We start from the raw sequence: 24,138 nt of genomic DNA, 5'->3' as shown, positions 1-24,138 counted from the left end.
CGCTCCCCTTCACGCTCACAACAAATGCTCCAATATGTGTGCGCCCATGTAAGTGAGAAATGACGGTTCTTCACTTCCCACTTACCGAGAGCAAAAGACAGAATAGCCCTAATCTGTCATCTGCGCCGTGAGCGTAAGCGGGAAGTGAAAGACCGTCAAATTAACAAGTCCCCTTTTTTTATCCCATCCGCCTCTCAGGCTTCCCTCTGGCGGTTTGGAAGGGCTATCCGCCTCTCAGACTTCTCTCTGGCGGTTGGGAGGTAAGCGGGAAGTGAGCGAACGTTAAATAAAGTTAATCGGTCACCAAATGCCTAATTTCATGACTGAATAGCCTAATTGGTAGTTTATATAATGGTCACACATTTCCCGCTCACAACAACTGCTCCAATATGTGTGCGCCCACGAAAGTGAGAAATGACGGTTCTTCACTTCCCACTTACTATGAGCAAAAGACAGAATAGCCCTAATCTGTCATCTGCGCCATGAGCAAAAGACAGAATAGCCCAAATCTGTCATCTGAACCGTGAGAGTAAGCGGGAAGTGAAAGACCGTCAAATTAATAAGTCGCTTTTTTTTCTCCCAACCGCCTTTCAGACTTCTCTCTGGCGGTTGGGAGGTAAGCTGGAAGTGAGCGAACGGTAAATAAAGCTAATCGGTTACCAAATGCCTAATTTCATGACCGAATAACCTAATTGGTAGTTTATATAATGGTCACACATTTCCCGCCTAGTTTCACGCTCACAACAACTGCTCCAATATGTGTGCGCTCAACTTCACGCTCACATATTCGGATGCTTGTTGTGTGCGCGAACCAGAGCGCTCACATATACAGGCGGTAGTTGTGTGCGCGAACGTAAGCGGATGTTAAGTAAAGCTAATCGGTCATCAAATAACTGATTTCGTGACTAAATAAAGCTAATCGGTCACCAAATGCCTAATTTCATGACCGAATAACCTAATTGGTAGTTTATTTAATGGTCAGACATTACCCGCTTAGTTTCCCGCTCACAACAAATGCTCCAATATGTGTGCGCCCACGTAAGTGAGAAATGACGGTTCTTCACTTCCCACTTACCGAGAGCAAAAGAAAAAATAGCTCTAATCTGTCATCTGCGCCGTGAGCGTAAGCGGGAAGTGAAAGACCGTCAAATTAACAAGTCGCCTTTTTTTATCCCATCCGCCTCTCAGGCTTCCCTCTGGCGGTTTGGAAGGGCCATCCGCCTCTCAGACTTCTCTCTGGCGGTTGGGAGGTAAGCGGGAAGTGAGCGAACGTTAAATAAAGTTAATCGGTCACCAAATGCCTAATTTCATGACTGAATAGCCTAATTGGTAGTTTATATAATGGTCACACATTTCCCGCTCACAACAAATGCTCCAATATGTGTGCGCTCACGAAAGTGAGAAATGACGGTTCTTCACTTCCCACTTACTATGAGCAAAAGACCGAATAGCCTTAATCTGTCATCTGCTCCATGAGCAAATGACAGATTAAGCTTAATAAGCTGGAATGAACCGCATAAGAAAATAAGCGGCTGAATTAATTGTAAATTTTGAAACGTCGAGAGGAGCATGTACTTTGTCAAAATGGAAGACGCTACCGAATAATGCGGGGAATAGCTCGCAGAAAATTATTAGTAACAAAACGTATCAGGTTTTGGGGTCGACTTTTTCAAATAATAACCGTGAGAATGCGGCGCTGTTTGAAAACGCTGATGTCAAGGCTTCCACCAGTGGGAGCACCAGCCTGAGTTTTAATTTGATTGATTTATCTGCTACCACTCACCGCCAATTTGGGGTTTTATTGCACTACGGCGGGCCGCAGCGGTATTTATTTGTGGGGTTTAACGCGGAGGGGTGGTTTTGGGAAATTCCGAATCAAACCACGCCAATAAATACCGCTGCGCCACGCCTGAATGAGGCGTTTAAGCTGAGTGTGAATTTGAAGGCGGATGGGCAGTTGAATGTGCTGGTTGACGAGGTCAGTGTGTTGGACAATGCGAATATTCCGACCGATGTGATGCAGGCGTTGCAACAATCGTCGGCGGTGTATTTGACGTTGGGGACGACGGGCTTGGACCGGACGACGATGGGGGTTTTTGAAAAGGCCGAGGCGATTGATTGGTCGAAGGAGCCATTGCAAACGGGGCCGGCTATCGATGACGCGGCTACTATTTATGACCAGCTTTCGAATGGGCAATTGTCGGCGACGATTGATACGCAGTTTCCGCGAGTGAAGGCTTATCAGTACAAGGGGGAAGTGATTTTTGGGCAGGTTAAGCCATTGACGAGCTTGGAAATTAATCAGATTCCTGTCACGCCGCAGGTGACTTATAAAAAACTGAACGCAGCAACGGCGGAATACACCCTGCGTGCGCAAGACGGGGCACATCAGATTGATGCTGAGTTGACGGTGGAGCTGGCGTTGGTCAATAGCGGGTTGCAATTTACGGTTACACGTATTGAAAATAAGCATCAAATCCAACCCGGTCAACGCATAGACGACCCATCGCTATTAATTCAGCAGATTCATTTTCCGGATAATTTCTTGGTTTCGGTGGCGAGTGACCAAGCGCAGGCGCAATTTGCGGGGGCGACGATGTCGAATGATACCCACCACAGTGGGGATCAATTTATCAGGGTGGCGAACCCGATGCCAGCGCTGAATGAAGGCTTTATGTACGCTTTTGTCTCGTATGAACAATTGGCGGCCGGGGTTTGGTCGAATTCGCAGTATAGTCATGGGGGGAAAACCGAGGACTACACACGGTTGACGGCGAAAAAGCAAACCATCGCGTCCACCAACTATATTGGGATTCAAAGTTCGCCTTGGATTTACCAAACGGCTTATCAAACGGCTGACGGGACTTACAAGGTCAACCCAGCCCACACGCTGGAACTGCCACAAGCCAAAGTGGTAATTACCACCGACCGCAACCAAGATGGGAAAACTGACTGGCAGGATGCGGCGATTGCTTATCGTGAGATTATGCACACCCCTTATGGGGCTGGACAAACGCCGGACCTGGTAGGTTACCGGATTGCGATGAACTTTGGTTCACAAGCACAAAATCCTTTCCTGATGACCCTGGACGAAATCAAAAAAGTTTACCTCAACACAGATGGCTTGCAGCAAGCGGTGATGTTGAAAGGTTATGGCAATGAAGGCCACGATTCGGGGCACCTCAACTACAAAGATATCGGCCAACGCATGGGTGGCCAAGAGGATTTCAGATATTTATTAAAAGAAGGAAAAAAACTGGGGGCGCACATCGGACTCCATGTGAACGCATCAGAAACGTATCCGGAGTCGCCGTACTTTGAGCCGAACCGCTTGCGCAAGGATTCGCAGGGGCAGTATCATTACGGTTGGAATTGGTTGGATCAGGCAATCAACATTGTTTCGGCCTACGATTTGGCCCACGGCCGTTTGACGCGTTTCGAGGATCTCAAGGCGGTGGCGGGGGACGACCTCAATTACCTCTACGTCGATGTGTGGGGCAACCACCAGTCTGGCGACGAGCGTGCGTGGGCGACCCACCAGCTGGCCAAGGAAATCAACGGCCTGGGTTGGCGCGTGGCGTTCGAGTGGGGGCACACCGGCGAGTATGATGCGACCTTTCATCATTGGGCGGTCGACCAGCCTTACGGCGGTTACGCCTTCAAGGGCATCAACTCGACCATCGCCCGTTTTATCCGCAACCACCAGAAAGACGCTTGGGTCGCCGACTATCCGCAATACGGCGGGGCGGCGGTTGCACCATTGCTGGGCGGCTATGTCTTGAACGACTTTGAGGGCTGGCAGGGCCGCAGCAATTACCAGTCCTACTTGGACACCCTGTTCGCCGTCAACCTCCCAACTAAATATCTCCAACACTACGTGGTGGTGGAAGTTCTGATGGGGGAGTCGGTCGAGATGAGTGACAATGGTGAGCGCTATGCGTGGACGCCGGAGATGCGGATGGTACTGACCAATGATGCCGGCGACCACTTGGAAATTCGCCGCCTGTCTGGTGATCCTGCTGATCCGGGTTATAGTCAGCGTGAGATTCGGTTGAATGGGGAGTTGGTTTTGTTGGGAGATACGTATTTGATACCTTGGGGGTGGGGTGAAGGTGAAGGTGAAGGTGGCGGTGAAGGTGGCGCGACTGAACGCGTGACAAATAAATATTACTACTATTCAGGAATAGCACGCCCCGTCGAAGCTGACGAGCGCCTAGCAGGCAACGGAATCAAGGAAGATCCAGTTGCTGACGATGCGGCGACGCCAACTTCGTCAAGTACTGGCAACACCGCTAACCCAACGGAGGCTCCAACCCCCTGGCCACTACCCAAAGCCCTAATCGGCCAAACCCTGTACATTTACGAGTTGACCCCGCAAGGTAAAGCCAACGAGCAAATCGTCGTGCCGGCAGACGAAGCCGCGACCGCAACAACGCTCAACGCCGACCTTGCCCGCAACACCCCATACGTCATTTATACCCAACCGCAAACCCAAGCCGACCCCGACCTTGAGTGGAGCAGCAAGGCCCACCTGATCGACACCGGCTTCAACAGCGGCACCCTAGACCATTGGACCATCACTGGCGACCGCGATGCCGTTAGTATCGCGCAAACCCAAGGCGCTAATCCGGTTCTGCGCATCGACGCGCCGGCAACCACGACCACGCTGACCCAAACCGTGACCGGCCTAGCGCCCAACACCGACTACGTTGCCTATATCGCTGTCGACAACCGTTCCGATGCCCAAGCCAGCCTGACCATCAACGCTACCACCAATAGCCTGACCCGCTCGCTCGCGCAAAATTACGTCAAAGCAGATCCCCACAACACCCTGCGCCTCAACGCAACCGTGGACGACTGCTCCTATTTCCAAAACCTGTTCGTCTTTTTCACCACCGCCGCCGACCCGACCGCCACTCAGCTCACCCTGACCCGCGACCCAGGCACCGGCGCCACCTATTGGGACAACGTGCGCATTGTCGAAAACCATTCAAAACACTTCGACAATCAACACCCCTCTAATAAATATCCCTGCACCTTCTACCAAGATTTCGAATCCGTGCCCCAAGGCATCTTCCCATTCGTCATCGCAGAAGGCGAGGGCGTCGAAGACAACCGCATCCACTTGGCACAAAAAAATGCCCCTTACACCCAACGCGGTTGGCATGACAAAAAAATCAGCGACGTCATTGCAGGCGACTGGTCACTCAAAACCAACGGCTTGGTCGGTCTAAATAAATTACTCTACCGCACCATCCCACAAAATATCGCCTTTAAACCCGGTGCCCGCTACCGCGTCAGCTTCGACTACGAAGCCGGCCTCGACGACCACTACGCCTTCGTCATCGGTGACGCCAGTTCGACCGCTTGGCAAATTGAACGACTAAAAAACACTTGGCAAACTAGCGCCAGCTTCGGCCACGCTACCTACGAGTTCACTGCCGCCCCCGATGGCACCAGCTGGATAGGCATCCTATCCACTGACAAAAAAGTCGCATCCGCCGAAGCTTCTACCGACCGCGACTACAATTTCAAATCCTACAAAGACCTCATCCTCGATAACCTCCTTATCGAACGATTAAACTAAATATCTCCACCAAAAAGACGCCGGAAGGCGTCTTTTTATTTAGTAGTAACAAAAGAATCCTATCGCGCACACAACAAGCGCCCGAATATGTGAGCGCCTATCGTCGCGCACACAACAAGCGTCCGAATATGTGAGCGCCTATCGTCGCGCACACAACAAGCGCCCGAATATGTGAGCGCCTATCGTCGCGCGCACAACAAGCGTCCGAATATGTGAGCGCTCCAGCTCGCGATAAGTGAGAAATGACAGTTCTTCACTTCCCGCTTACTCCCAACCGCCAGAGAGAAGTCTGAGAGGCGGATTGGCCCTCCCAACCGCCAGAGAGAAGTCTGAGAGGCGGATTGGCCCTCCCAACCGCCAGAGAGAAGTCTGAGAGGCGGATGGGAGAAAAAAGGTGCCTTGTCAACTTGATGGTCATTCACTTCCCGCTTACGTTCGCACACACAACAAGCACCCGAATATGTGAGCGCTCCGGTTCGCGCACACAATAACAGTCCGAATATGTGAGCGCTCCGGTTCGCGCACACAACAAGCGTTCGAATATGTGAGCGCCCCAGTTCACGCACACAACAACCACCCGAATATGTGAGCGCCCCAGTTCGCGCACACAACAACAGTCCGAATATGTGAGCGCTCCCCGCCGCTCCCGCCACCTCCAAAAAAAATCCCCCAAATCCAAACTAAAAAAGTGGAATCCTCAATTTTTTACGTATATATATAGTAGGAGCACAAAATTCCCCCAACGACTGTACGCCTCTACCTACTACCCAGCCGTCTCACCGCCACCCATCAACCCAAATCACCCCCCGAAAGGAGCCCCACCCATATGCAAAAAAACGAACACCTCCTCTACCTCGAAGCCCTCAACCGCCGCGACATGCTCAACACCCCAGAACTCAACACCGAATTCAACAACCTGACCAAAGGCCACGAAGGCGAAGAACTTTTTTCCAATTACTTCCAAACCTACGCCCACCAAAACTGGGTCCTCTTCGAAGACTACTGGTTCAACATCGAAGGCCCTGGCCAAGCCGATAAACTCATCCTCTCCGACAACCTCTGGTACCTCATCGACACCAAACACTACACGGGTCACCTTGTATACCAAAACCGCACCGTCACCATCAACAACAAAAGATACCGTAACATCTTCAACGACATGGAAACCCGCACCAGCAAAATCCAACAAATCGCCGCCCAAATCAGCACCAACATCACTATCAAACCCGTCATCGTCTTCACTGGCAACGACTTCACCTACACCCTCCACGACCCCGTCCACATGGACATCGTCATCCGCACCGCTATCCGCCAATTCATCCAAACCCTGCCCTACACCCACCCCCTAACCAACCACACTCAAACCCTTAAAACCCTTAATAAATATCGCACCCCCTACAATAAACATTACGACCGCCTCACTCCAGAAGCCTTCCCCCAACTCAAAAAAGGCATCTACTGCCCCAACTGCCACAAATACAACACCCGCAAACACAAATCGGCTATTTACTGTCCAAACTGCCAAATCGAAGAACACTTACCAGCACTCATAAACCGCCACGCCACCGAACTCCTCTACCTATTCCCAAACCACCCCCAAATCCTCACAGCCACTAACTTATACGAGCTCATGGGAAAGCAATTCAGCAGAAACACCATCCTCAATCACCTCAAAAACAACTTTGAATCAATCAAAAAAAGCCAATACACATACTACCAACCAACCCCCAAATAAATATCACTGCATAAACCATAACCCCCCGTCACGCACACAACAACCACCCAAATGTAAGTGGGAAGTGAACGAGCGTAAGCAGGAAATGTATTACCGTAAAATAGGCTACGATAAAGCTAATCGGTCATGAAATCAGATATTTCGTGACCGATTAGCTTTATTCAGTCACGAAATCAGTCATTTGATGACCGATTAGCTTTATTCGGTCACGAAATCAGGTGCTTGATGACCAATGTAAGCGGGAAGTGAAGCACCGTCTTTATTAAGCAAAGATATTTAGGTATACTGTGTTTAAATAAAACATAGGGAGGAATTGGATGATAGTTGACTTCAAACGAGCTTCAAATATTTACCTCATTCAGGGAACACACCATTTTAAACGTCATTTTGATTCACTTGTTGCGATGGTTGAATATGAGTATAAAATGAAACTGGATGAAGATTCTGTCTTTTTAGTTTGTGGGTCAGATAATTCTGAATTTTGTGCTTTCTATTTTGATGGAGAAGGTATCGTATCTATTGTTAAAAGGTTTGACCAGGGTTCATTATTCTGGCCGCGTTCATCGCAAGGAATTATCAAAATTACCGAACAACAATTAGATCTTTTATTGTCTGGGTATCCGATTGAACCAAAAGTAAAACCTTCCCCAAGAAAGGCATAAAACAAGCTTTTTTCCTTTTTAAATCAAGGAAAAAAGCTTGTTTTTTTAAGGTTTTAATGGTATAATATTGACATCAATAAACGCATACGAATAGAGGTGAGCACATGAGCGGATATACTGATATATCAAGGGAATTAACTTATTCTGAACTTTTAGAAAAATGTCAAAATATTGAAAATAAGTATACTGTTTTAGAAAATGAATATGACATCCTTAAAGAAAATTATGAAAATCTTTTAGAAGTCACTAAAGAACAAGAGGCAGCCAATCAAGCCCTCATCGATCAAAATACACAACTACAAAAAGATTTTAACACCCTTGATGCCGCTCACCAGGAGATTCTTCGTCAACTGAGTCAAGCCAATCGGACTCTCTATGGAACTTCCAGTGAAAAACTTCCTCTAGATCAAGATGATTTGTTTGATATGGAGCCTATTAAGGTTGTCCTTAAGAAAAAATCCAAAGCTTCTTCAACATCCCCTCGAGGTAAAAAAACAAGGGGGTTTAAAGAGCGAGCAGTCACTAATGTACCCATTGAAGTGCATGAACATACCCTTGATTGTAATAATGCCACCTGCCCTATTTGTGAGGGGGGACTCCAAAAATTCGGGAAAAAATTAGCGTTTGAGACGCTTATTTATGTGCCTGCAAAAATAATTAAAGAACAACATTATCGCTGGTCATATAAATGTCATGAGTGTGACAAACACGATGTCACAACAATTGTTCAAGCTAAAGCACCAAAACCGATTATCGAAAAAAGTTTAGTAAGTGCCAGCCTACTAGCTGCCGTTATTTATCAAAAATACGGCCTACATTTACCCTATGCACGACAAGAAAAAGAATGGGAAAAACTTGGGGCTAATTTCTCACGCCGAACGTTAGCGAATTGGCCTATTTTGGCATGCGAGAAATATCTCAATGTCGTTTACGAGAGATTGGTTAGCCATCTTCTCGACTCACCGCACATCCATGCCGATGAGACCCCTTATCAAATTCTCCGCAGAAGTGATGGGCGATCCGCTCGATCAGATAGTTGGATTTGGATATACGCCACAGGTTATTTAGACGATTATCTGATTACGTTGTATCAATCCACCTTAACCCGGAGTTATAGTCACCCTGAAAAATTTTTAGAAGATTATCAGGGTTCTTTGACATGCGATGGTTTTGGTGGTTATGAAGGACTTAATCCATCCATTACACTTCAACATTGTTGGTCGCATGTACGTCGGTATTTTTATAATCTTCCTGATGACGTTCCAATCAAATCAAAAGCCATGAAATATATTGGAAAGATATTTTCTTATGAGTCAACCTATTCTGAGGAAAAACTATTACCTGAAGAACGTCAAAAACGACGAAAAAAACAAAGCAGTAAAGTTGTTCGAGAATTTTTCAGTTGGTTAGAAACCTTACCTTTTCACTCAAAAGCTACAACAAAAGCGATTAACTATACTTTAACTCGACGGGAAACGCTAGTAAGTTATATTAGTGATGGTTCATTAGAGATTACGAATAATCGGGCTGAACGGTTAGTGCGACCTGTCAAATTAATCAAGAATAATGCGAATTTTTCAGTCAGTGAAGATGGAGCTAAATCTTTAGCAGTCAGTATGACGATTATTCAAACGGCTAAGTTAAACGGTCTAGATCCAGAGGGTTACCTAACCTATCTCTTTGAAGGATTATCACAAATGGATTTAGAGACAGTAGATACTCAAACGATAGATGAATATTTACCTTGGTCAGATAGAACCCAACAAAATTGTCCAAAATTAATAGTGAGAAAGTAGATATGTATGAGTATACTACTTCCTCACTATTTTTATTAGCCGGTCCGTCACTTCCCACTTACGACCAATTAGCTTTACTTAACATCCACTCACTTCCCGCTCACGTTCGCGCACACAACTACCGCCTGAATATGTGAGCGCCCCGGTTCGCGCACACAACAAGTGCCTGAATATGTGAGCGGCCCAGTTCGCGCACACAACAAGCACTCGAATATGTGAGCGCCCCAGTTCACGGTAAGCAAGAAGTGATAGGCCGTCTATCAATGCTCAACTAAGTTATTGTCACATGGAAATATCTGAGTGATAATAACATTTTCTGATTTACCACTTACTTTTTTATCCAGATTTTGGATAGAATAGGCTATTCAGTCTTTTGCTTCCTGAGCAGATGACCGATTAGCTTTACTTAACATCCGCTCACTTCTCATTTATGTTCGCGCACACAACAAGCACTCGAATATGTGAGCGCTCTGGTTCGCGCACACAACAAGCGCTCGAATATGTGAGCGCTCCGGTTCGCGCACACAACAAGCACTCGAATATGTGAGCGCCTCGGTTCGCGCACACAACAAGCACCCGAATATGTGAGCGCCCCCCGTCAACCGCCAACCAGTCCACCACTAACCAACTAACCAACCACCCCCAATCTCCCCACTTGTTAATTCCCGCATTTCTCCCTATAATAATAGGATAGACCCAGCCCGTTGGCTGGAAATAGGAAACAGCACCAAGGAGGCAGCAAGATGTTTAAGAGCATCATCGTAGACGACGAAAAAAATATCCGTGAACGCATGGCGCGCCACTTTCCGTGGGGCGACTTTCAATTTGAAGTGGTAGGGACGGCCGCCAACGGACTCGAAGCCCTCAAACTCATCGACGACGAACAACCCGACCTCGTGATAACCGATATCAAAATGCCTAAAATGGGCGGACTCGAACTGGTAGAAATCCTTCATGAAAAATACCCACATATTGTGGTCATTATTCTTACAGCATACCGCGACTTCGACCTCGCCCAAAAAGCCATCAATTTCAACGTCAAAGGCTTTCTAGTCAAACCCATCATGAAAAGCGATTTCCGCCAAATGATGACCCGGATTATGGACGAGCCCAATCTCAACCAATCCCAACCAGCACCTCAACAAACCCAACTAACTGCCGACCAAACCCAACCATCCCAACCAACCCAGCCTAACCAACAAACCCAACCAACCGACGCCGCACCAACCCAACCCGAAAACAAAATCACGCCGACCCCTTTAGCTCGGCCCGAACAAACCCTGAAAATCCGCAAATCCAACAACCGTTATGTCAATTATGCCATCAACTATGTTCAGGAACACTACACGGAAAACATCACCCTCAAAGACATCGCCGAAAAACTCTTCATCCACGAAGCCTATTTCAGCAAGCTATTCAACGAGGAAACCGAAGTCGGCTTCAACGCCTACGTCAACTACATCCGCATCGAAAACGCTAAACGCCTGATTATCTATTCCGACCAACAGCTCAAGGAAATATCCACCACCGTCGGCTTTTCCAGCCACTCCTACTTCAACCGCGTGTTCAAGCAGGTCGTCGGCGACAGCCCGCTAAGCTACAGAAAGAAGTACTTTGAAGACCATGACCATTAAAATAAATACCCCTGCTTCTAAGACAGGCGACCGCACGGTCGCCGCCTTTTCCAGTCAAACCCCCAGTTCCCGCTTCGCACAGCCGTCAGCGCGACACGCCCAACCGAACACCGGTTCCACGGAACCGGCATTTCAGGAGCCGAAAAGCTCGCATTTCAAACCGAATTCGCAGCCGCCGCAAAAGCAGGAGCGGCAGTCGTTGCGGTCGTTTTTGACACGGACATCGATTATTCTGAGTTTGGTGACGGGTTTTGTCATTATTTTCTTTTTTAATTATCAGTTTACCAACTTTACGCAGCAGGAAAATGAGGATAATACTCGTGAAACCTTTAACCAAGCGACTAATTTGATTCAACGGGGGTTGGATCAAGCGGCGGGTATTACGAGTACTTTGGAAAACAGCGAGTTTATTACGACGACCCTGGAGACTTTGCAAGATTCGGCTTACATTGGGGCAGAGCACTACCATGCGTCACAGCAGTTAATTAATTATTTATTTGTGATGGCTCAAGAGAGTCAGTTTATCGAAGATATTTTATTAATTACGGATACCAATCAGTTTTCAGCCAGCTTGCAGGTGCCGGGATTTCGGCTTAATGGGATTGAAAAGAATCCAACGGTTAGCACGGATTATTTATTTTATGAGGATGAATTTTACACTAATGATATTTATTATCAAAACGTGCCCGAAATAACCCAACCCTTGCCGTATTTCCAAAACCGCCTGTATTTTGTAACGAATATTACGAATTCAAACAGCAACCAACATGTCGCGACCGCGATTGTGACGTTGAATGCGGATGCTATTTTGACGTCGTTTCTAACGCCGGAGTATTACCAAATCCGTTACAATAACCAGTTGCTTTTTAAAGGGGACGCCTATAAACCCACCAACCAGGATATTATTCTCACCCGGGAGATTCAGCCATACGACTTAGAAATTAAAATTCAGTCGGCCAATTATCGTAATCCCGGCATCCAATCGTCACTGATATTTATTATTATGATGTTGGGTTTGGTTTTGATTTTGTCATGGCCGATTTCGGATTATATGGCCAAAAACGCGCTGACGTCGATTTACGAGTTGCTGGATTGGATGGCCATGCAGCAGCCGGACCGGCGGGTGAAGCTGAACAAAAAGTATTCGTTCAATATGCATAATCGGATTTTTCTGTATCTGATTGTCACGACGGTGCTGCCGTTTACCTTTATTATGGTCTTGTATGTCGGGCAATTTTACGGTAATTATGTGCAGGACGTGCAACAAATGCAGGAAGCGCGGGTTGAAAGTAAAGTGCAGATGGTGAATGATGAAATCAATAAACTACAAAATGTGCTGGCGTCGCTGTCGCTGAACACTTTGCCAGTGCAAGAGGAGATTAACACGCCCAACAACATTCAGCGTTACCTCAGCAATTACCAGTCGACGTTAAACGTGCGCTCGATTAGCCTGCTGAACAACCAGCAGGAGGAGCTGTACCGCACCACGACTAATCCGCACGCCATTCAGCCGCTGATCAATGAGTCGAATAGCGTGCGCACCAACAACGGCGACTACGAATTCATTTTCCAGCCCCAGACCAGCGACCCGTACGGCATCATCAAACTGCCGATTCGCAACCCTAGCCCGACCCTGTCCAACGTCGACACCGTCCAAATCGAATTCGACCAAAGCTATTTCGGCGATTTGCCGCTCCTCGAGGAGGCCATGTCCGAAAGCCTGCTCGTCGACCAACAACCGATTTTCGAATTCCAAACCAGCAACATCGTTTCCAACCAACCGCCGACAGCCCGGAATTTACACCAGGTCAACCTCCCACTAAATATCGCTGGTTGGACCTATCAAGTTACATTCGATCAAACCAATATCACCAGTGAAATTGGTCTGATTCTCAGTCAGTATTTCTCAATCTTTTTTGTGCTGTTACTTATTTTGTTAGCGGTGGCTTACTTTATTGCGACCAATGTGCTGAAGCCTTTTTCCCGCATTGTTAGCCAACGTGATGGCTTGATTAATCTCGATCGCCCATCCAATTTCTTAGATGGCATCGATGAAGTCACTCAAATCCAACAAAACTTTAACGATATTTTAGACGAGTTGTACCAATTGGTTGACGAGAAAATTGCTATTCAGGAAAATTTAATTAAAGAAAACTATGAAAAGCGTGAAATTCAACTATTTGCCTTGCAAAATCAAATTAACCCACACTTTTTGTACAACGCCCTCGATAACTTACTCTTCCTAGTCGAAGATGAACAAACCGAGGCCGCTGTTGAGATGGTGCATTCGTTGTCCAATTATTTTCAATATATCAACAACCGCAAGGACCTGGTCGTCCCGCTCTGGAAAGAAATTGAATTCACCCGCCATTACCTCAACATCATGAACGCCCGTTTCGATAATTTTGAAGTTCGCTGGGACGTCGACCCCGGCATTGCCAACCGTCCGATTGTCAAGTTGATTTTACAACCCCTGGTTGAAAATGTCGTTCACCACGGGGTCCGCAATGTTGACCGCATGATTCATCTGGACATTTTCATTCGCAATCTCGACCAACAACTTGAAATCATTGTCCAAGACGATGCCGACGGCATCCCCGAAGAAAAACTGCAACAAATCCAGTCCTACCTGACCAACCCAACCTACAACCGCTCAGGCTTGCTCAATGTCTACGACCGCCTGACCTTGTACTACAACCAAGATTTGACTTTTGAAATCACCAGTGAAAACGGGGACGGCACCCGCGTGCGGATTGTGATTCCGTCGTTTGTAAAGGGGTAGGGTGAGGTGTTGTGGAGGTGCGGCGGTGTGGCGGTGTGGCGTGAGATGTGGTGGCGTTAAAATTTAATGAGCCATAAGACGCAGCAGCCCCGTTTGGGGCTGTTTTTTGATGGGGTGAGTTGGTTTTGGCACGGGTTGCTGAGGCTGAATCGTGTTGTTCTGTCCTTTTTTGACTCGATTTTGGACAGAATACCGTGATTCTGTCCTTTTTGACTGGAATTTTGGACAGAATAACGCGATTCTGTCCTTTTTGACTGGAATTTTGGACAGAATAGAATTTTGTGTGCGGTTATGATACTGAGTAATTCAGCGGCTTGATTTGTTATACCGCCAGAATATTAAGTCATTCAATCGATGGCCTCGTTACATACCAAGCTATCCACTGAGATGAGCGTTATATTAGCACAAACTCATGTTTTGTTCGATGGGTGAATTCAATCTTCGATTGAATTCAAACCGCAAGGATTGAGAAAATACGAGCTTTGCTCGGATTTTATCTGCTTTTGGTTTGGGATTTAGTGGCGAAATTCGATGTTAATCGAATTTGGTCTGCTTGTAGTGGGGGTTTGAATGGAGAATTCGATTAAAATCGAATTCTTACTGTAAGAGGGGTTTGGGGTGTAGCAGTGACTGCGCTAGACCGTCGATTTAACAGAGGAGGATTAGTGGAAAGGCTGTGATTCCCTAATTGCTCGCAAAAGTGGAATATTCGATCCGAGTTAGTTCCACTTCTTCATCCGAATACCTACTTACTGCTCACCGGCTAATTTAGCTAGCTTGACTTTCACCCCTCCACTCCCCAACCACCCCCTCCACCCCAACAGCTAAAAATAGTGCAAATATATCTAAAAAAAGCACAATTTAATTGGGGGTCGTTTTGTTATAATGGGGGTGCAAACGGATACAGAATACACACTATTGGAGGTTGATTCCCATTACATACCAAGCATCGCAGCGCCCACTGCTGCACGTCACCGCCGTTTCCAGCCAGCAAGCCTTTACGCAAGCGGATTACGGCCGCCTCATCGCAGCGCGCCCGCAAGCCGTCATCACCGAATCTGTCTGGCGCAACGACCAGCTCGACGTCCAATTCGCCATCCTTACGCGCGACAGCTCCGTCGACCGCATCCAGGTCAGCCTAAAAGCCCTCTCTTTTAACCCTCAAATAAATACCACTGCTACTCCCGATGATAAGGAAGCAATCCCCGTGGACAGGGTGCAAGAGTGGTTCAAGATTTACATGGTGAAAGAAGTGGATGCCTACGCAGGTTTTCCGGGGCATGGCTCACCGACGAGACCTCTGCCAATCGGTAACCGGCGAAAGGCAGCGGAAGTGTTAGTTGAAAGTGACACCATGCAACATTTACCGGCTAAGCACCTGCAAGCGGTTTGGCTGCAAGCGCATATTCCGGAGGAAGTCCCTGCTGGGCAGTACCAAGCCACCCTAGCCGTCGTAGCAGAAACTCAAGCAACCCAGGAAACCCAAACCATCACAATCAACTTTGAGGTGCTCGACGCAGTCCTTGCGGACCCGCGCACCTTCAAAAACACCTTTGACATCGAATTGTGGCAGAATCCGTATGCGGTGGCTGAATATTATGAGGTGGAGCCTTTTTCAGAGGAACATTTCGCTATTCTTAAACCACATATGCAGAAGTATCAGTCCATTGGTGGTAATGCTATTACAACGACGATTGTTGAAGAAGCGTGGAATGGGCAAACTTACAGCAAGCATGAAACCAAGTTTCCGTCCATGGTCAAGTGGACCAAGACAACTGATAACACTTACCAATTTGACTATACCGATTTTGACAAGTGGGTCAGTTTTAACCGCAATTTAGGCCTCGGTCAAAAGATAGTCTGCTACACCATGGCACCTTGGACCAACCAAGTGGTCTATTACGACCAAGCAACCCAGCAACAACAAGCCTACACCATTGATGTCAATGACGACCACTACGCAACCATTTGGACCGCCTTCCTGGAAGACTTTATGGCACACACACTACAAAAAGGCTGGAAGGACGCAATTCAAATTGGGATTGATGAACGGGGTTTTGATCCGAAAATTTTTGAAGTGGTTGAGGCGGTCACCGACTCTGAAGGCAAACCTTTCAAGGTCGCGGGAGCGATGGATTCCATCGTTAGCAAACGCCATTTTAACAAACACATCACGGACTTAAGCGTCGGCACTATTCCAATCAAGGAATCAACCGACATTTTTAAGGACATTATCGAGGAGCGCAAGCAACTCAACCTGAAAACCAGCGTTTATTCTTGTACCGGACATAGCCCGGGCAATTTTTCACTCAATGCACCGGCTGAAAGCTATTGGACCATTATTTTCGCTTATGCCGCCGGCGCGCAGGGCTTCCTGAGATGGGCTTATGATTCTTGGGTGGAAGATCCGCTCAGAGATACCACCCACAATGCGTTTGAAGCTGGGGACACTTTTCTAATTTTCCCATCGGAAAAGGGCACGCCTAATCCGCAACCGCAGTCGAGCTTGCGACTTGAAAAGCTCGCCCAGGGGGTGCGGGATGTCAATAAACTCCTGCAATTAGCACAATCCAACCCGGCCACGGAAGTGGCTGTGGGATATTTATTAGAAGGGGTTAAAAGGGATTATCCGTCGGAGGGCTATTATTTAACTGCGACCAGCAAGCAGGCCATCATTTCCGACATGGAAACCTTCCGAATAAATATCCACGCGCTGACCAAGCAGGCGCTGAGTGAGGGGAATGTGATTGATCCGCGGCAAGACGCCAGCCAATGGGAGGAGGCGCCGCTGGCGATTCCGGATTATTTGTTGCCGGACGCGTATGTGTCGACGATTGACAAGCCGACGGATCCCGACCACAGCTATTTGGGGCAGCCGGATATGATTGCCTTGCCGGATGAACAGCAGTTGCTGGTGACTTATCCGATTGGGCACGGGGCAGGACCGATTGTCTTGCAGAAATCGTTGGATGGTGGGGAAAGCTGGGAGCGGCAAAAAACGCCGGCATCATGGGCTATTTCCTATGAAACGCCCACCCTATATCGCTTGGATTTCACTGATGGAAGTTGTAAACTGGTATTGATTAGTGGTCGTCCGAATTGGAAGGGCAATACGGTGGGCGGCTGGCAAATGTCGGTTTCGGATGACTTGGGTGAGAGTTGGACGGAGTTTGAAACTTATCATCCGCTTTACAAGGGTCAAGATCACTGGACCATCGTTCCGATGGCATCGCTGGTGCAAGTGCTGGACGCCGACCAAGCGCCGACTGATCGTTGGCTAGGGGTCTATCATGATTATAACTTTGTCAATTATGCCACTTACCTGACCTTTGATGCTGCTACCGGCCAACCGCAATGGAGTGAACCTGTGCCGTACTTACAAGACTACCGTCAATTGGAAGCGGAGTATCAAATTTGTGAAGTTGGTTTGTTTCGGTCGCCGGACCAGAAGACGATTTCCGCTTTAGGTCGCACGCAAAGTCACCGCCACTCGTCTGTTGTTTTCCATTCGCATGATGAAGGGGTTAGCTGGAGCGAGCCGCAAGAACTGCCGTTGGAGTTGTGGGGCGAGCGCCATAAAGCCAAGTATGACCCTGTCAGTGGGCGTTTGTTAATTACCTTCCGCCAAATGATTCAACTCAAACATACCGATCCGGCTATTATTGAAACCGACTGGTTGGCCGGCGATTGGATGTTGTGGGTGGGCACTTATCAAGACATTTTAGCCCTGACCCCTGGCGAATATCGCATCACTTTAATCGAGGACTGGACCATGTCCCGTCGCGCGGGCGACACCGGCTATGCAGGTTTCGTCACCCAATCCGACGGCACTTTGATTCTGGCATCCTACGGCCATTGGGATAAAACCGTGTCGCAAGCCCACGTCAATGATACGTTAGGCGACTTGTGCTACATCAAACAAGTCAAATTCAAGTTAGCAGATATCGAAAGAAATTTTAATAAAGGAGAATAACATGCACCCAATTATTGAATCGCTCAAAGGTAACCTGGTTGTCTCTTGCCAAGCGCTCCCTGGCGAACCCCTTTACAAAGAAGAAGGGGGCGTCATGGTCCTGATGGCCAAAGCCGCCATCGAAGCCGGCGCCGTCGCTATCCGCGCCCAGGGCATCACCGACATCGAGCAAATCAAAGCCGCCTTTGACATCCCAGTCATCGGCATCATCAAGAAGAATTACGAAGGTTACGACTCATACATCACCGCCACCATGGACGAAGTGGACGCCTTAGTCGCCGCCGGCAGCGAAATTATCGCCCTCGATGCCACTATGCGAGTGCGTGGCGACGGCACGACTGTCAATGAATTTGTACAAGCCATTAAAGCCAAATACCCTGACCAACTTTTGATGGCGGACATCGATTCGCTGGAAGCCGGTCTTAACGCTGCTGAACTGGGCTTTGACTTGATCGGCACTACTATGAACGGCTACACCGAAGCGACCGCTAGCCAAACCGAGCCCAACTTTGCTTTGATGCGCGACTTGGTTGAACAAACGGGTGTCCCGATTGTGGCTGAAGGCAAACTGCACTCCCCACAAGACCTAGCCAAAGCCTATGAAACCGGCATTCACACTGCCGTTATCGGCGGCGCTATCACTCGTCCCTTGGAAATCGCCAAACGCTTTATCGCCGTAACCCCTGAAGCAAACAAATAAACATCTCTGAAACAATTAAATAAATAAGAAAAGAAGGAAACCAACATGACTAAATTAGACAAATACAAAGGTGTTATCCCTGCATTTTACGCTTGCTACGACGACGAAGGCAACATCAGCCCTGAACGCATCCAAATGCTCGCCAAACATTACTTAGAAGTTGGCGTTAAAGGCCTTTACGTAGGCGGCTCTTCCGGCGAATGTATTTACCAAACCGTTGAAGAACGCAAACTTGTTTTAGAAAACGTCATGGAGGCCGTTGGTGGTAAAATGACTATCATCGCCCACGTAGCTGCTCCTTCGACCCAACAATCGATCGAGTTAGCGCAACATGCTGAAAGCCTTGGTGTAGACGCCTTAGCGGCCATCCCACCGATCTATTTCCGCCTGCCTGAAGCCGCCATCGCCGCTTACTGGAATGACATCATGGATTCTACGGATTTGGATTTCATCGTCTACAACATCCCAGGCACTACTGGCTATGCCTTGACACCAACCTTATTGAAACAACTGGTTAAAAATGATAAAGTCATTGGCGTGAAAAACTCATCCATGCCCGTGCAAGATATTTATTTGTTCAAAAACAACATCAAAGATGATTTCATCGTCTTCAACGGACCCGACGAACAATTTGTCGGTGGTCGCGTGATGGGCGCTGACGGCGGTATCGGCGGCACTTACGGCGCTATGCCCGAACTATTTTTGGCTGCTGACCACGCCATCCGCCACAACAACATGGACCTAGCCCGCGAAATCCAATACCGCATCAACGACATCATCTTCTCCTTCTTCGAATGTGAAGGCAACATGTACGATGTCATCAAGTTGATCCTGGCTAAACGCGATTTGAACATCGGCCGCGCCCGCAAACCGTTGCAACCCGCCACCGAAGCCGACCGCGCCAAAATTGACGCCATCGCCGCCAACATCAACGCCGCCGTCGCCCAATACAAACCCGTTTACGCCTAATAAATATCATTGCTAGTGAGTTGCCACGGCCTAAAGAGGCCGTGGCAACTCTTAAAAAGAGCGAGAAAGCGCTTGAGGAGAGTGGGTTTCGGAGTTGGGATGGGGGAGGGAGCGGCAGGAGCGGAGGGAGCAGCAGGAGCGGAGCGCACACATCTAGCAAGGTTTGTTGTGAGCGCTGTGTGTCACGCACACATCTAGCAAGACTTGTTGTGAGCGCACGAGGTCGCGCACACATCTAGCAAGGTTTGTTGTGAGCGCACGAGGTCGCGCACACATTTAGCGAGGTTTGTTGTGAGCGCTGTATGTCACGCACACATCTAGCAAGACTTGTTGTGAGCGCTGTGTGTCACGCACACATCTAGCAAGGTTTGTTGTGAGCGCACGAGGTCGCGCACACATCTAACGAGGCTTGTTGTGAGCGCTATGGCTCACGCAACCCTAGTAGTTGTAAGTGGGAAGTGAAGAACCGTTGAAACTAACTAAATTATCCTGCCAAATGAATTATGGTTTGGCGTTCTCTCACTTCACGCATACTCAGATACTCAAGAATCTGACGCTAAACGCCTAATTTCCCGTCAGATACTCAAGAATCTGACGCCAAACGCCTAATTTCCCGTCAGATACTCAAGAATCTGACGCCAAACGCCTAATTTCCCGTCAGATACTCAAGAATCTGTACGCGCCTAATAGTGAGGTATCTATGAATAAAAAAGTGGACATGCTAAACTAACCCAGACAGATAAACAATCTGGGTTAGGTGGTTTGATATCAGGCTGCTTTGTTATAACCAGCATCACCAATTACCTTTTTAAGCCCACACGCTTCTTGGATCTCATCGGTCCAAGGCAGATAGCGGCTTAAATCTGCGTTTGTTATATCGATGATGTTCGGTAGATGGGTAAGTAAGTATTCAATATATTGCTTCCCATCCACGCGATGCAGCTTAGCCGTTTCAATCAGTGAGAGAAGAACAGCCCCCGCTTGGGCACCATCAAAAGTCGCCGCAAATGGATAGTTCTTTCTCCCCATGACCACAGTTCGTATGGCGCGTTCAGCAGCGTTATTACTTAACTCTAGACGTCCATCGTTTAGAACCGTATAGAATCGTGTCCGATGATTTTGGGCATAGACAAGCGCTTCACTAAATTTACCAATGGGATTACCATTAGCGGCACATTGGTCGATAAAAGTGAATAGCTCATTAAATAATTTTTTGAGAATCCTCTGTCTCTTTTTAAGTCGATCCACAATCGATAATGACGCCCATTCACGCTCTTTTTCAAAGATTTTATTAATCATTTCCATGATTTCGCTAACCGGCGTCTCCCCTTGTCCCTTGATAACCACATTGGCTTCGTGAAATTTTCGCCGTAAATGTGCCCAACAAGCAGCGAGTTCGAGGTCGTCAGAGGAGTCACTCGCATTTCGATAGACCACATACATATCACAGTGGATGGTCCCGTGGAAATTGCCAATGACATCTTTAAACAAGTTGCCACTACGCCCATCGTGATGTGAAAAACAAATGACTTTATTTTCCACGTGTTTTGAACTGTGAAGCACCCAGTAATACGTTCGGCTCTTCTTGCTTTCAAGGACACGATAAGTAGTTTCATCCGCATGAACAATATCTTGTTTTTGAAGTTCCGCATGAAAGGCTTGGAAAATAAACCCTAAATAATATTTGCTGGCATCAATATGCCACCGACAAATAGATGTGCGGGATAAAGGGAACCCTAATTTACGCCAGTGTTGTTCTTGGCGGTGAGCGGGTACCTTAAGTTCATATTTTTGATAAACAGTTTCGGCAATCATCGAAGCAGAACCAAAACTATTCTTAAAGGGTTGCGCGGGTAATTTCGATTTAACAAATTGATCGGTATCTTTTTGAGACGAGCAGTGGTCGCATTTATAGCTGTGTTGACGATGATTAATACATTCTAAAGTAGCTGGGATAAATTTGAGTTCACGCGTGATACTCGCTAACCCGACGTACGATAGAGAATGATGACAATCACGACACACCTGTTCCTCTTCAGATAAATAATAATTGATATCCTTTTGAGGATATTGATCTAGAATCTCAGTTTTTCTTCCGACGGATTTTTTTCGGCGGGTGTAGCCTTTTACTTTTGTTTTTTTTTCATCATCTGACTCGTTAGAACTCGTGTCACCTGATGATCCGTTCGTTGCCTCACCCGTGTCAGCAGCGGCCTGTCCATTAGGAACATGTGTTTCTTTCTTACGGCCAAACAATAATTTTTGGAAGTGTAACATTTTTTGTGTCATTTCTTCTAATTGAAGGGCTAACGCATCGGTCTTATCATTGGCTACTTTTAAGTCTTGTTGGAGATGTTTAATTTCCAAGGCTTGTTCTTCAATAATTTTATTTTTTTCTAAGATTTCTAATTCTTCTTTTGTCATGAATATCACCTCTTTTCACTAAGTTTATTGTACCATATTCATGGTATATTTACTAGTAAATATAGCGATTAATCGTTGAAAATAAAAGAAGATTTTAGCGGTGGATTCAAGCTATCTCCACGTAATAATCGTTCGATTTGAAAGAGAGAAATTTCCATAAATTTTGGTTCTGTCGTTGGCCATTGGAAGACGCCGCCATCTATACGATAAATCAGCTCAATAAAACGCTGACCATCCCAATAGATAATTCGTAAGACCTTTTTCTTACTATTACAAAATAGATAAGCAGCTGACTTATCGCGTACAAAAACGGCACTCGATTGAATCAAGGCTAAGAGTCGTTGAAGTGCTTGGTTTCCTGGAGAGAATTGAGGCATCAAGTAAAGTGTTTCTGGTACAGTAAAATCGATCATTATCATCGCTCCTTATTGTTGATGATTTCATCATACTAAACTAGGATAATTTTAAGAAGATACCTCATTATTAGGCGCGTACAAGAATCTGACGCCAAACACCTAATTTCCCGTCAGATACTCAAGAATCTGACGCCAAACAACTAATTCTCGTAAATGGGTAATGGAAGTCCGTTGAAACTAGCTAAAAGTGCCCGCCGAATAAGCTGAGGTTTGACGGTTCCTCACTTCCCACTTACAGTAGTTTACAAATACCCAGTCTAGCACTAAGTGTGCAAGTCCTTATAGTCCGCTTAAGCAGACTATCGCAGACACTGCTGTACCACAAACCCTTATCAAGCAGAACAAATTCGATTACCATCGAATTTCCCAATCCAAACCCAAGACCCAGGCAGAACAAATTCGATTACCATCGAATTTCCCAACTCAAACCCAAACCCAAACCCATAAAGATAAAATCCGAGCAAAGCTCGCCTTTTCTCAATCCTAACGGATTGAATTCTTCCAACCAAACCAAATCCAACCCAAAAAGGAGGCTGCAACCCCATGACAACCATTGCACTCATCGATATCGGGGGCACCCAAATCAAATTCGGCATCATGAATGCCGACACCAACCATGCCACCACACTCGGTAGCATCGACACACGCACCGACCTGCCAGACTTCAACATGCTAACCCGCATCGATTTAGTTATCCATCAAATTCAGCAACACACGCCAACCATCCAAGGCATTGCCATCTCAACCGCGGGCGTTGTCAACCCGGACACGGGCAAAATCGTCCATGCCAACCCTAACATACCCAACTACGCGGGCAAGCCCCTCAGAGAGGAGCTCGAGCAAGCCTACGGACTGCCCGTCTCGGTAGAAAACGACGTTAACGCCGCCCTCCTGGGGGAAATCTACCATGGCAACCACCACCCGGTGAGCTCAGCCCTCATGCTGACCATCGGCACCGGCGTCGGCGGCGCGCTTTTCTTGAACCATCAGATTTACCACGGCTACGCATTTTCGGCCGGCGAAGTTGGCTACAGCTTCCTCAACGACCAAAATATTGAGGACGTCGTCTCAGCCCGTGCGCTCGTCAACCGCGTCCAACAAACCCGACCTGATGAAAAAGTCGACGGCTTCTACATTTTCAAGCAACTCGAAGCCCAAGACCCAGTCATCACAGACATCCTCGACGATTATTGCCAGCAACTCGCCAAAGCCATTATCAACCAGGTCAGCTTGATCAACCCCGAAATCGTCATTCTCGGCGGGGGCATTATGGAACAAACCGACTACTTCCAACCCAAACTGACCCACTATTTTGAACAATTTTACACCAACCAATACGCCGCTCAGCGCACCCACATCGCCTTCGCCTCCCTAGGCAACAAGGCCGGCCTGCTCGGCGCCTACCAACATTACAAAAACCAACACCTTTAATAAATATCACTGCTACAATCTAAATGGAA

General features: G+C 47.3%; 12 protein-coding genes. 10 read left to right on the top strand and 2 right to left on the bottom strand.

Going from position 1 to position 24,138, the window contains the following annotated elements; translation table 11 throughout:
• The first annotated feature begins 1,576 nt into the window (after nt 1-1,576).
• From NRE15_RS06515 to NRE15_RS06475, 9 genes are all read left to right on the top strand, one after another.
• The gene (locus tag NRE15_RS06515) at nt 1,577-5,587 is read left to right on the top strand and encodes an endo-alpha-N-acetylgalactosaminidase family protein (RefSeq protein ID WP_313794784.1); all 4,011 of its coding nucleotides are present in this window, start codon (nt 1,577-1,579) and stop codon (nt 5,585-5,587) included.
• Between the two features lie 826 nt (nt 5,588-6,413).
• Nucleotides 6,414-7,322, top strand: coding sequence for a nuclease-related domain-containing protein (locus tag NRE15_RS06510; RefSeq protein ID WP_313794783.1), 909 nt, complete (start codon nt 6,414-6,416; stop codon nt 7,320-7,322).
• Between the two features lie 317 nt (nt 7,323-7,639).
• On the top strand, nt 7,640-7,984 hold the full coding sequence (gene tnpB, locus NRE15_RS06505) for an IS66 family insertion sequence element accessory protein TnpB (protein ID WP_313794782.1): 345 nt from the start codon (nt 7,640-7,642) through the stop codon (nt 7,982-7,984).
• Nucleotides 7,985-8,088: 104 nt separating this feature from the next.
• Nucleotides 8,089-9,780, top strand: coding sequence for an IS66 family transposase (gene tnpC, locus NRE15_RS06500; protein WP_313794781.1), 1,692 nt, complete (start codon nt 8,089-8,091; stop codon nt 9,778-9,780).
• Nucleotides 9,781-10,523: 743 nt separating this feature from the next.
• Nucleotides 10,524-11,414: a response regulator transcription factor gene (locus NRE15_RS06495; RefSeq protein WP_313794780.1), complete on the top strand. Its 891-nt coding sequence runs from the start codon at nt 10,524-10,526 to the stop codon at nt 11,412-11,414.
• Nucleotides 11,404-14,196 (top strand): sensor histidine kinase, encoded by a 2,793-nt coding sequence (locus NRE15_RS06490; RefSeq protein WP_313794779.1) that lies wholly within the window; start codon nt 11,404-11,406, stop codon nt 14,194-14,196. The genes NRE15_RS06495 and NRE15_RS06490 overlap by 11 nt, the downstream gene beginning before the upstream one ends.
• A 925-nt stretch (nt 14,197-15,121) precedes the next feature.
• Nucleotides 15,122-18,169 (top strand): glycoside hydrolase domain-containing protein, encoded by a 3,048-nt coding sequence (locus NRE15_RS06485; RefSeq protein WP_313794778.1) that lies wholly within the window; start codon nt 15,122-15,124, stop codon nt 18,167-18,169.
• A 1-nt stretch (nt 18,170) separates the two neighbouring features.
• Nucleotides 18,171-18,869, top strand: coding sequence for an N-acetylmannosamine-6-phosphate 2-epimerase (locus NRE15_RS06480; RefSeq protein WP_313794777.1), 699 nt, complete (start codon nt 18,171-18,173; stop codon nt 18,867-18,869).
• A gap of 45 nt (nt 18,870-18,914) precedes the next feature.
• The gene (locus NRE15_RS06475) at nt 18,915-19,838 is read left to right on the top strand and encodes a dihydrodipicolinate synthase family protein (protein ID WP_313794776.1); all 924 of its coding nucleotides are present in this window, start codon (nt 18,915-18,917) and stop codon (nt 19,836-19,838) included.
• 768 nt (nt 19,839-20,606) lie between these two features.
• Here NRE15_RS06475 and tnpC (NRE15_RS06470) read toward each other — a convergent pair.
• Both tnpC (NRE15_RS06470) and tnpB (NRE15_RS06465) read right to left on the bottom strand, forming a co-directional pair.
• The gene (gene tnpC, locus NRE15_RS06470; RefSeq protein WP_313792952.1) at nt 20,607-22,262 is read right to left on the bottom strand and encodes an IS66 family transposase; all 1,656 of its coding nucleotides are present in this window, start codon (nt 22,260-22,262) and stop codon (nt 20,607-20,609) included.
• A gap of 68 nt (nt 22,263-22,330) precedes the next feature.
• Entirely contained in the window at nt 22,331-22,675 is a 345-nt protein-coding gene (gene tnpB, locus NRE15_RS06465) for an IS66 family insertion sequence element accessory protein TnpB (protein WP_313792953.1), read from the bottom strand.
• A 546-nt stretch (nt 22,676-23,221) separates the two neighbouring features.
• Here tnpB (NRE15_RS06465) and NRE15_RS06460 point away from each other — a divergent pair.
• Nucleotides 23,222-24,109 (top strand): ROK family protein, encoded by an 888-nt coding sequence (locus NRE15_RS06460; RefSeq protein WP_313794775.1) that lies wholly within the window; start codon nt 23,222-23,224, stop codon nt 24,107-24,109.
• The last annotated feature ends 29 nt before the right edge of the window (nt 24,110-24,138 follow it).

Origin of the sequence: Fundicoccus culcitae (assembly GCF_024661895.1) — a bacterium.
Lineage (GTDB): Bacteria > Bacillota > Bacilli > Lactobacillales > Aerococcaceae > Fundicoccus_A > Fundicoccus_A culcitae.
Note: the sequence above shows the minus strand (reverse complement) of the source record. Positions and strands in the feature narration are given on the sequence as shown.

Coding starts and splice junctions, on each gene's coding strand:
- NRE15_RS06510 (WP_313794783.1), top strand. CDS start 6,414: ATGCAAAAAAACGAACACCTCCTCTACCTCGAAGCCCTCAACCGCCGC.
- tnpB (WP_313794782.1), top strand. CDS start 7,640: ATGATAGTTGACTTCAAACGAGCTTCAAATATTTACCTCATTCAGGGA.
- tnpC (WP_313794781.1), top strand. CDS start 8,089: ATGAGCGGATATACTGATATATCAAGGGAATTAACTTATTCTGAACTT.
- NRE15_RS06495 (WP_313794780.1), top strand. CDS start 10,524: ATGTTTAAGAGCATCATCGTAGACGACGAAAAAAATATCCGTGAACGC.
- NRE15_RS06490 (WP_313794779.1), top strand. CDS start 11,404: ATGACCATTAAAATAAATACCCCTGCTTCTAAGACAGGCGACCGCACG.
- NRE15_RS06480 (WP_313794777.1), top strand. CDS start 18,171: ATGCACCCAATTATTGAATCGCTCAAAGGTAACCTGGTTGTCTCTTGC.
- NRE15_RS06475 (WP_313794776.1), top strand. CDS start 18,915: ATGACTAAATTAGACAAATACAAAGGTGTTATCCCTGCATTTTACGCT.
- tnpC (WP_313792952.1), bottom strand. CDS start 22,262: ATGACAAAAGAAGAATTAGAAATCTTAGAAAAAAATAAAATTATTGAA.
- tnpB (WP_313792953.1), bottom strand. CDS start 22,675: ATGATCGATTTTACTGTACCAGAAACACTTTACTTGATGCCTCAATTC.
- NRE15_RS06460 (WP_313794775.1), top strand. CDS start 23,222: ATGACAACCATTGCACTCATCGATATCGGGGGCACCCAAATCAAATTC.